The sequence below is a fragment of the Roseateles sp. genome, assembly GCF_036486225.1.
Lineage (GTDB): Bacteria > Pseudomonadota > Gammaproteobacteria > Burkholderiales > Burkholderiaceae_C > Roseateles.
Map to the genome: position 1 here is coordinate 1 of NZ_DASVNZ010000390.1, position 10,572 is coordinate 10,572.

Genomic DNA, 10,572 nt, shown 5'->3' on the forward strand with positions numbered 1-10,572 from the left:
CAGAAGAACGCCGCGATGGTCGAGCAGAGCACCGCGTCGGCCAAGGCGCTGCAGGACGAGGCGGCGCATCTGAACAACGCGGTGCGGGCCTTCGTACTTTGACGGCCGGGGTCTTCGCAACTCACCAGGGAGTTTTCGATGAACGACCGGATGCACGACCGCGCGCCTGCGGGTGATTCGTCCACGCGGTGGCGACCCGAGGTGCTCGCCTTCATCGAGGCGCACCGTCTCGACGGCCATCGCAGCGCGCGGCTGGATCCGCTCGGCGTCTCGCGCCCGGCGGATCCGACGCTGCTGGACCCGCAACGCTTCGGACTCAATCCCGGCGACTGGCTCTCGCCCCGGGGCACGCCGCTGTGGAGCGCCCGCACCGTCGCCGATCTCGACCGCGCGCTGAAGGCGATCTACTGCGGCGGTCTGGCGCTGGACGCCAGTGCGGTGCGCGACGCGTCGCGGCGCGACTGGCTCCATCACGCGATGGAGTCCGCGCCACCGGGCGCGGGCGGTGCCACCGAACGGCTTGCGCTGCTTGACCGGCTCATCCGCGCGCAGGGCTGGGAGGAACATGTCGCCCAGGCCTTCCCGCATGCGAAGCGTTTCTCGCTCGAAGGCAACGAAACGCTGATCCCGCTGCTGGACGCGCTCTGCGAGCAGGCGGCGGGCCACGGCGTGCGGCGCATCTTCCTCGGCATGCCGCACCGCGGCCGCGTCAACGTGCTGGTCAATCTGATGGGTGTCCCGCCCGCGCGCGTGCTCGATTTCTTCGACCCGAAGTCGCCGCATCCCGAGCGGCACACCGACCTCATCTACCACCTCGGCGGCGAGCGCGAACTCGACACGCCGCAGGGCCGTCTGACGCTGACCTTGGCGCACAACCCGTCGCACCTGCAGAGCGTTCATCCCGTGCTCACGGGTCTCGCGCGCGCCTGCCAGGACGCGCTCAGCCGCGAGCGCGCGGACCAGGACGGCCGGCGGCTCGTGCTGCCGCTGATGCTGCACGGCGACGCGGCCTTCGCCGGGCAGGGCGTCGTGATGGAGACGCTGATGCTGGGCGGCAAGCCCGGCTATACCGTCGGCGGCACGGTGCACGTGATCATCAACAACCAGGTCGGCTTCACCGAGCCGAACCCGATGAGCGCCTGGCCGGCGCAGTACTGCACCGACGTCACGCGCATGGTCGACGCGCCGGTCCTGCGCGTGAACGCCGACGAGCCCGAGCAGGCCCTGCGCGCCGCCGCGATCGCGCTGGACTGGCGGGCGCGCTTCGGATCCGACATCGTCATCGACCTGATCGGTTATCGCCGCCTCGGTCATTCGGAGAGCGACGTCCCGGCGCTCACGCGGCCGCGCATCCACGCGCTGATGCAGACGCACCCGACCATCGTCGACCGCTACGCCGCCGCGCTGCGCGCCGACCGCGTCCTGCCGCCGGACACGGACATGGCCTCGCACCTCACGCGCAGCCGCGTGCGGGCACACCAGGCGTTCTCCGATCCGGCGATGCCCGATTCGGACGACACGCCGTCACCGCTGCGCCGTCCCGGCGAGGTGCCGGCGATCGACGCGGCCGGGTTGCAGGCGCTGGTCGATCCGATGACGCGACTCCCCGCGGGCTTCGAGCCGCACACGATGGTGCGCACGCTGACGGATCACTGGCGTCGCATGGCCGGACTGGCCGATCCGCCGCTGCGTGCCGACTGGTGCTTCGCCGAGAACCTCGCCTACGCGACCATCCTTCAAGGCGGGCTCAACGTCCGCATCTCCGGCATGGACGTGCGGCGCGGTACCTTCCTGCATCGGCAGGCGGTGTGGACCTCGCAGGCAACTGCACCGACGGGCGAGGGCGTGCCGACGGAGTTCGTGCCGCTGCGGCAGATCGGTGGTGGCGTCGATGCCGGTCACGAACGGGGAACAGCGCGCGACGCAGGTCCCGGCGACCCGTCGCGCGGGCGCTTCGACATCTTCAACTCCCCCCTGTCCGAGGAGGCGGTGCTCGGTTTCGAATACGGCTACAGCGTCGGCGCACGGCGCACGCTGACGGTGTGGGAGGCGCAGTTCGGCGACTTCGTCAACGGCGCGCAGGTCTTCGTCGACCAGTACATCAGCTCCGGCGAGGAGAAGTGGGGCGACACCTCCTCGCTGGTGATGCTGCTGCCGCACGGCAACGAGGGCATCGGGCCGGATCATTCGAGCGGCTACCTGAGCCGCTTCCTGCAGCTGTGCGGCGAGGACAACCTGCGCGTGGCCTGTCCCTCGACGGCGGCGCAGTGGTTCCACCTGCTGCGCCGGCAGGCCTTCGACACCTTGCGCAAGCCGCTGGTCGTGATGTCGCCCAAGGGCACGCTGTATCACGAGAAGGCCTCGCACGCGGAGATCGCGGATCTGACGGAGGGCCGCTTCCAGACGGTCATCGACGACGCCGCCGTCGAACGTCCGGCGCAGGTCGAGCGCCTGCTGCTGTGCAGCGGCAAGGTGCATCACGACCTGGATCGCGGCCGACGTTCGGTGGCGCGCGCGGACCTGGCGCTCGCCCGCATCGAGCAGTTCTATCCCTTCCCGACGGAGGAACTGACCCTGCTCTTCGCGCGCTACCCGGCCCTGGTCGAGATCACCTGGGTGCAGGAGGAGCATCGCCAGCAGGGCGCGTGGTCCTTCATCCGCGAGCAGATGGACACGATCCTGCCGCAGCATGTGCAGCTGCGCTGCGTGGCGCGCCGAGCGAACGGCTCCGGCGCCACCTCCTCCCACGCGATCCATCAACTGGAGCAGATGGAACTGGTCGCCCGAGCCCTGGGCGAAGCCTGACCCCTCCCGGGGTCAGAAAGTCCCCAGGCCCGGGGTCAGCGGGTGCGGGTGGGGCCGGAATGCTTCTGGGGGTTCCCGGAGGGATGCCCCCTGATGCGTGGAGTGCCCGCGCCAGGCCGGGCGCAGTTGGGCGGTCTCCCTCACTGCCCCAGGGAGTCCGTCCGTCGCCGGCTCGACCCGCTGCCCCGTCCTTGCGCCTGGGGCCGTCCCGGTTGGAGGATCTCGATCGCATGGCAAGCCGCCTCGGTGGCGTAGGTGAGGGCTTCGTTCTCCGTCGCCCACGCCGAGTCCGACACCGGATGGACGACATCCTGATCCGGGGCGGCTCCGAGATCGTTCCCGAAGGCATCGTTGGCGGCCGCCCCGCCGGGAGCCAGGCCGTGGTCGGCCGCGTCGTTGCGGCGCCGGCCGGCGTCGAGCAGCTGATAGCTGCCGGTGAAGGCGCCTCCGGCCGCGGGGGTCGATTCGACGCGGTAGGTGACGCCGCGGTACTGTCCGTCGCGTTGCATGCGGGTTCTCCCTGGGCTGCGATGTTGCGAAAGCGGCAATTCCCACGCCCGGCGGGGCGGCACTATGTCGCGCCGATGAAGGACGCGGGGACGATCCGTCGGACGGCACCGGTGTCATGACGGACGGCGTCCGGCCGGGCTTTGCAGTTGTGACAACATCCACGACTTCAGCCTGATTTCGACTGCCGATCTTGGATGCCCTGCTCGCCCGCCTGACGTCGACCGTCCCCGTCGCCCGCAACCTGGAACAGCTGACCCGCCCGCTGCTGGACATGCTGGGCACGGTCACCGGCCTGGAGTCGACCTACCTCACCACCATCGACCTGCGTGCCGGGGAACAGCACGTGCTGCTGGCCCGCAACGCCGGCACGATGACCATCCCGGAAGGCCTGACCGTCGCCTGGTCGGACACGCTGTGCAAGCGGGCGCTCGACGCCGGCCGCATGGCCACGAGCGACGTGGCCGAGTGCTGGGGCGACTCCGACGCCGCGCGTCAGCTCGGCATCCAGACCTATGTGAGCGCCCCCGTGCGCGACGACGGCGGCGAGCTGCTGGGCACGCTGTGCGCGGCCAGCGCGGAACGCCGCTCGATCAGCCCCGAGGCGCAGTCCATCCTGCGGTTGTTCTCGACACTGGTGAGCCAGTTCCTGCAGCGCGAGCGGCTGGTGGCCGACCTCCGCGCCGCGAACGAGCAGCTGGCGACCTTCGCCCTGACCGATGTACTGACCGGGTTGCCGAACCGCCGCGCGCTCTTCGACGAGCTGCAGCGCGAGCTGGCGCGCGCGACCCGCGACGGCCACTGCGTGCTGCTGGGCTGCATCGACCTGGACGGCTTCAAGTCGGTCAACGACCAGCTCGGCCACCATCGCGGCGACCTGTTCCTGCGCGAGATCGCCCAGCGCCTGTCGCTGGAGCTGCGCGGCTCGGACATGCTCGCGCGGGTCGGCGGGGATGAGTTCATCGTCGTCGGTCCGGGCGTGAGCCTGGGCGGACTGCCGCGTTCGCAAGGACCCGTGGTGGAACGCGGCGAACCGGCCCAGGCCGCGCGCACGCTGGAACAGCGCGCCGCGCTGGCGAGCGTCGGCCGTTTCGACCTCGACGGTCACGCGCTGCAGTACGCGGGCGCGAGTGTGGGCGTCGTGGCGCTGGACCCGGCCGGCCTCAGCGTGGAGCAGGCGCTGCACCTGGCCGACCAGCGCATGTACGACGTCAAGCGCGCGCGTCGGCGCAGCATCGTCATGCCGGCGGTCCTGGCGCAGGCCGCGGACTGAGCCGGGGGCCGGCCATGACCGGCGCCGGTCATGCCGACCGCGCCGATTGCGCCGATCGCGCCGCGGCCACGCCGGTCAGCGCGGCCGAGCGAGCAGCAGCTTCTCGATGAGCAGATCGACGTCCACCGGCTTGGCCAGGTGGTCGTCGAAGCCGGCGGCGATGGCCGCGTCGCGGTCCTGCAGCGTCGCCAGACCGGTCAGCGCGATGGCGTACAGCGGCGCCGCGGTGCCCAGCGAACGTTCGCGGGCGCGCAGCCGGCGGACCAGCGAATACCCGTCCGCGCCCGGCATCGCCACGTCGCTGACGAGCACGTGCGGCGGATGCTCCGACGCGGCCGCCACCAACTCCCATCCCTGCTCGACCGACCCCGCCGCGCGCACTTCCGCGCCGGCCAGTTCCAGCAGGTGCCGCAACGCGTCCAGCGCATGCGGGTCGTCGTCCACCAGCAGCACGCGCAGGCCGTGCAGGTCGGTGTCGGTGCTTTCGCGCGGCGCCGTCTCGGGCGTGTCCGAGACCAGTTCCACCGCGGGGAAACGCACCGTCAGGCGGGTGCCGCGGCCCTCGCCGTCGCTGTGCGCCGTCACCGTGCCGCCGTGCGCCAGCACCAGGTGCCGGACGATGGACAAGCCCAGTCCGAGCCCGCCGTACTCGCGCGTGCGGCTGATGTCGGCCTGCGTGAAGCGGTCGAACAGGCGCGGCAGCAGCTCCACCGCGACGCCGATGCCGTTGTCGACGACGGCCAGTTCCACCGTCGGTCCGATGCGGCTCAGCGACACCGTGATCCGGCCGTCGCGCGGCGTGAACTTCAGCGCGTTGCCGACCAGGTTGGCCACGATCTGCTGCATCCGGCGCTGGTCGCCCTGGATGCGGTGCGGCTGCTGCAGGCCGGTGCCGCTCAATGTCAGGCCCTTGGCTTCCGCCGCCGGCTGCAGACCGTCGACGACGCTGCGCACGCAGGCCGCGAGGTCCAGCGGCCGCATCTCCAGCGTCAGGTGGCCGGACGCGATGCGCGACACGTCCAGCAGGTCGTCGATCAGCTGCGCCTGCGCCTGGCAGTGCTTGAGGATGGTGGCGATGGCCCGCGTCGCGGTCGCCTCGCCCAGCGTGCCGCGTTCCTGCGACTGCTTCAGCACCGAGGCCCAGCCCGAGATCACGTTCAGCGGTGCGCGCAGTTCGTGCGAGACCATGCCGAGGAAGTCGTCCTTGGCGGTGTTGGCGCGCTCCGCGTCGTCGCGCGCGTGCTGCGCCGACTCCAGGGCGCAGCGCAGCTCATGGATGTCCTGGAAGGCGATCACGGCGCCGTCGATGCGTTCGTCCGCAGTGCGGTAGGCCCGCACGTTGATCAGCCACCAGCGGCCTTCGTTGTCCTGGTGTTCATGTTCGACCGGGGCCAGGCCTTGTACGGCAGCCTGCACCAACTGCTCCAGCTGGCCCACCGCGAAGCGCGAGGTGACGTTCACCGCCGGTTGCCCGATCGCCTGGCCCAGCGCCGCCGGATCGATGCCGAACAGCTGCGCCACCTGCGGCGAGGCGTGGCGCAGCCGCAACTGGCGGTCCAGCAGCACGACCGGCAGCGGGATGCCTTCGACCAGGTTGCTGAGGTCGTCGTTGACCAGATCCAGCTCGTCGTTGCGCGACTTGAGCTCCTCGTTCAGCGAGAGCAGCTCCTGGTTGGCCGACTCGAGCTCCTGCTTCGCACTCTGCAGCTCTTCGTTGGCGCTCTGCAGTTCCTCGTTGGTGCTGAGCATCTCCTCGTTGGCGGTGCGCAGCTCCTCGTTGGCCGATTCGAACTCGACGACCAGCGTGCGCAGTTGCGCCTGGGTCGCCTCGAGCTCGTCGGACAGGGTCGTGACCGTGCGCTCGAGTTCGTCGACGCGCGCGCGGGCGCCGCTGGGCGAGAACGGCGGCGTGGACAGCGCCGACGTGGCGTCGGCGACCGGTTCGTCGGGCTGCGGGGCGAGCGTGACCAGGAAATGCTGCAGCGCCTCGCCGGCTTCCAGCGGCAGGACCTCGAGCACGTAGCGCCTGTCGTTGAAGGCGACGCGTTCGCGCCGCACCGGCTGTCCGGTGCGCTTGGCCTCGACCAGCGCCGTGCGCACCGGCACGTTGAGCGCCGCGTTCAGCAGGCGCGGCAGCGCGAGCGTGGCCTCGCCGCTGGCCGGCGCGATGAAGGCGGAGACGTCGCCGCGGAACTGGACCACGTCGCCGCCCTGGCTGACGACGAATCCGGGCGGCACGTAACGCGCGAGCGCGACGCGGTTGGCGGCCTCGCTGACCAGGTCCGGCGGCGGCGCCTGCGGCACGCGCGGGGCGTCGCCGTCGCTGACCCAGGGGCGCAGCGCGTCGATCGGGAACAGCGGCCGGTGGCGGCGCGAGTTCGGCAGCTTGCGGTACAGGTGAGGCGCGCCGGCGTGTTCGAAGCCGTCGGCCACGGAAGCCGCCTCGGCGCGGCCCAGCAGCATGAAACCGTCGTTGCGGCAGGCGTAGTGCAGCACCTCGAAGACATGCTGCTGCGCTTCCTTGCGCAGGTAGATCAGCATGTTGCGGCAGCTGATCAGGCCCATGCCCGAGAACGGCGCATGCGTGAGCAGGTTGTGCCGCGCGAACACGCACATCTCGCGCAGGTCCTTGGCGACGAGGTAGCCGCCGGAGGTCGGCACGAAGGCGGTATCGCGGAAGGGCTGCGGCACGTTCTCCAGCGCGGCGGCGGAGTAGCGGCCGGCACGGGCGATCTCGATCGAGGCCTCGTTCAGGTCGGTGCCGAAGATCTGCACGCGGCGGTTGATGCCCTCGGCGTTCATCGCCTCCTTGAGCAGCATCGCGATCGTGTAGACCTCCTCGCCGCTGGAGCAGGCCGGCACCCAGATGCGGATCGGGTCGTGGCGCAGCGCCAGCAGCTTGGGCAGCACGACCTGGCGCAGCACGTTGACGAACTCCGCGTCGCGGAAGAACGCGGTGACGCCGATCAGCACGTCGTCGCGCAGCGCGGCGGCTTCGTAGGGATCGGTGCGCAGGAACTGCAGGTAGGCGCCGACGTCGCGGTCCTTCTGCAGCAGCACGCGGCGCAGGAAGCGGCGGCGCAGGTTGACGTCCTTGACGTAGCCCAGGTTGACGCCGGCCTTCTGCTGGACGATCGCCAGCGCGGTCTCCAGCGCGTCGACGTCCTGCGCCACGCCGGCGGAGCCGGGCAGGTCGCTCTCGTGGTGCGGCTGGCCGAAGCGGCGCAGCAGCGCGGCGGGGATGTCCTCCGGCGGCAGGACCTCGTCCACCAGGCCGGTGTTGATCGCCGCGACGGGCATGCCGTCGTGCGCGGCGGTGTTGGGCGCCTGCGCCAGCACGAAGCCGCCGGTGGCCTTCAGATCGACGATGCCGGCCGCGCCGTCCTGGCCGGTGCCCGACAGGATGACGACCGCGCCGTCGAGGTCCGGATCCTGCGCCAGCGAAGCCAGGAAGGCGTCGATCGGCAGGTGCAGGCCGGGCGTGCGGCGGGTCAGGCGGAAGTGGCCGTCCAGCGCCATCACGCCGGCGTTCTCCGGCATCACGTAGACGTGGCCGTGCAGGACCTTGGTGAGGTGCTCCAGACGCTCGACCGGGAGCGTCGTGCGGTCCCGCAGGACCTCGGGCAGCCGGGTCTCCTCGTTGGGGTCGAGGTGGGTGATGACCAGGACCGCGAAGCCCGGTTCGTTCGGTAGCGCACCGAGCACGGCGCCGAGCGCATCGATGCTGCCCGCCGAGCCGCCGAGCACCACCACCCGCAGGGGTTGTCGCTCCTCAGTGTCCACCCGCTATCCCGTTGTATTGATTGGAAAACTGCGGCGCAGTCTACCCCCGTCGGATGACCGGTCGGGCGCAAGGACTCTGGCCGCGCCGCGAACGCCCGAAGGGATACTGCGGCGCTCCGGCATCTCCGTCGATGCCCGCTCAGCTTCAACCGCCACTCCGCAGCCGCCGCCATGTCTCCGTCGATGTCCACCACGCCCTGGCAACACACGCACGTCTTCGACGAGGGCAATCCGCTCGCCGCCCGCAATACCCGATGGGCCGTGCTGCTGACCGTGCTGATGATGGTCGCGGAGATCGCCGGCGGTTATGTCTTCAACTCGATGGCGCTGCTGGCCGACGGCTGGCACATGAGCTCGCACGCGGTGGCGCTGGGCGTGTCGCTGCTGGCGTACGGCGCGGCGCGACGCTGGGCGAAGGACGGGCGCTTCGCCTTCGGTACCTGGAAGATCGAGGTCCTCGGCGGCTTCAGCAGCGCGCTGCTGCTGGTCGGCGTCGCGGGGCTGATGCTGTGGCAGTCGGTCGAACGGCTGATCGCGCCGACGCCCATCCACTACGACCAGGCCATCGCGGTCGCAGCGATCGGGCTGGTCGTCAACCTGGCCTGCGCATGGCTGCTGCGCGGCGAGCACCACCATCACGGACATGACCACGCACACGGTCACGGTCACCACGGTCACGGCCATGGGCATGACCACGGACACGCATCCGCACAGGCTCACGCCGCTGGACATGCGCATGATCGCGACGGCAGTCGCGGCCACGACGGCCATGCCGACCTGAACCTCCGTGCCGCCTACATGCATGTGCTGGCCGATGCGGCGACCTCGGTGCTGGCGATCGTGGCGCTGCTCGGCGGGCGGCTGTGGGGCGCGGATTGGCTGGACCCGGTGATGGGCATCGCCGGCGCGGTGCTGGTGGCGGTCTGGGCGCGCGGGCTGCTGCGCGACACCGGCCGCGTGCTGCTGGACGCGGAGATGGACGCGCCGGTGGTCGACGAGATCCGCGAGGTCATCGCCGCAGCGCCGTGGCCGGCGGCGATCGCCGACCTGCATGTGTGGCGCGTCGGCCGCGCGCAGTACGCCTGCATCGTCTCGCTGGTCACCGACAGCCCCGAGGCGCGGCCGGACGAGGTCCGCCGGCTGCTGGCCGTCCACGAGGAACTTGTCCACGTCACCGTCGAGATCAACCGCCCCGACCGGGCGACTGTCTGATCCACGCCGCGGACCTCGCCGGAGGGCCTCCGGCGCGCCGCCACAATTGCGGCCCATGAAAACCAACTACCTCCTCGCCGCCATCCTGGTCAGCAGCCTGATCGGCGCCTTCGTGGCCAACCGTTCGATGAAGACCGTCTGCGCGGTGGCCTCCGGCGCCATCGCGCTGTATGCGCTGCTGCGTCAGGTGATCTGACCTGCAGTGCGCTCTCTCCCGCTTTTGAAAGCCACGACGTCTCCCATCACTTCCATCAGATCGAAATGATCGATCTGATGAGCTCGCTGAGCCACTGCGCGTCGCCTACCGTCTGGCGCCTTCCCGACAGCCTTTCGTCACACCCCCTCCGGCATCCCCCCACGTCCACCCTATGGTGGGATGGCACTTGGGCCGACCCCCGCTGATAGTGGGAACTCGTCAGGAGAGGACCATGCGACCACGCTTCGCGCCACCCGCCGGGGAACCCGGCCACCCCTTCAGCAAAGCCATGCAGCTCATCCTGCGGCAGACCGAGGTGTTGCTGCAGCGGCGCATTCCGTTCAGCCCGTCCGGCTGGCCGATCGAGGATCCGCCCGCGCTGGAGGGCCTGGAGGTCACCGAGTCCACCTGGGACGAATGGACCGAGGCGATGGCGCATCAGAGCCGCGGCGCGTGACCTGACCCCGCTGGTGTCCATCCCGCGCCCATCCTGCACGCTCATCGCCCGGTTCCGTGCCGCCCCCGCGCGAACTTGAGCCGGCAATGCGGCGGAAAACTCCCCTAGTTCCTGCCCTCGGTGACGCAGTTCACCGAGTCCGCGACGACCGCTGAGTTCGACGCGCTCATCGCGGCATGCCGGGAGGTGGCCGCGGCGAAGAATCCGTTCACCCCAACGAACGAGAGCGCTTCGCCATGCACGTCAAGTCCAACGCTTCTCCGTCGCCGGCCGTGCACGCCGGCGCTCCGGCGCCCTCGGGCGCCGCCAAGGGCCCCAAGAGCGGCGCGCCCGATTTCA

The 10,572-nt window shown here is 70.7% G+C and carries 7 protein-coding genes; 5 read left to right on the forward strand and 2 right to left on the reverse strand.

Features of this window, described 5'->3' with window-relative positions; translation table 11 throughout:
- Nucleotides 1-138: 138 nt before the first annotated feature.
- The gene (locus VF536_RS25205) at nt 139-2,805 is read left to right on the forward strand and encodes a 2-oxoglutarate dehydrogenase E1 component (protein WP_331617710.1); all 2,667 of its coding nucleotides are present in this window, start codon (nt 139-141) and stop codon (nt 2,803-2,805) included.
- A gap of 140 nt (nt 2,806-2,945) precedes the next feature.
- Here the strand turns inward: VF536_RS25205 and VF536_RS25210 are convergent, their stop codons facing one another.
- Complete coding sequence (locus VF536_RS25210) at nt 2,946-3,314, reverse strand: hypothetical protein (protein WP_331617711.1); 369 nt, start codon at nt 3,312-3,314, stop codon at nt 2,946-2,948.
- 191 nt (nt 3,315-3,505) lie between these two features.
- Between VF536_RS25210 and VF536_RS25215 the strand changes: the two genes are divergently transcribed.
- On the forward strand, nt 3,506-4,585 hold the full coding sequence (locus VF536_RS25215) for a sensor domain-containing diguanylate cyclase (protein WP_331617712.1): 1,080 nt from the start codon (nt 3,506-3,508) through the stop codon (nt 4,583-4,585).
- 75 nt (nt 4,586-4,660) lie between these two features.
- On the opposite strand, the gene VF536_RS25220 is transcribed toward VF536_RS25215, so the two are convergent.
- Entirely contained in the window at nt 4,661-8,368 is a 3,708-nt protein-coding gene (locus VF536_RS25220; protein ID WP_331617713.1) for a CheR family methyltransferase, read from the reverse strand.
- Nucleotides 8,369-8,539: 171 nt separating this feature from the next.
- Between VF536_RS25220 and dmeF the strand changes: the two genes are divergently transcribed.
- The 3 genes from dmeF (at nt 8,540) to VF536_RS25235 (ending at nt 10,233) form a co-directional block, all read left to right on the forward strand.
- Complete coding sequence (gene dmeF, locus VF536_RS25225) at nt 8,540-9,580, forward strand: CDF family Co(II)/Ni(II) efflux transporter DmeF (protein WP_331617714.1); 1,041 nt, start codon at nt 8,540-8,542, stop codon at nt 9,578-9,580.
- Between the two features lie 55 nt (nt 9,581-9,635).
- The gene (locus tag VF536_RS25230) at nt 9,636-9,776 is read left to right on the forward strand and encodes a hypothetical protein (protein ID WP_331617715.1); all 141 of its coding nucleotides are present in this window, start codon (nt 9,636-9,638) and stop codon (nt 9,774-9,776) included.
- 232 nt (nt 9,777-10,008) lie between these two features.
- A complete protein-coding gene (locus tag VF536_RS25235; RefSeq protein WP_331617716.1) occupies nt 10,009-10,233 on the forward strand; it encodes a hypothetical protein in 225 nt (74 codons plus the stop codon).
- Nucleotides 10,234-10,572 lie beyond the last annotated feature (339 nt).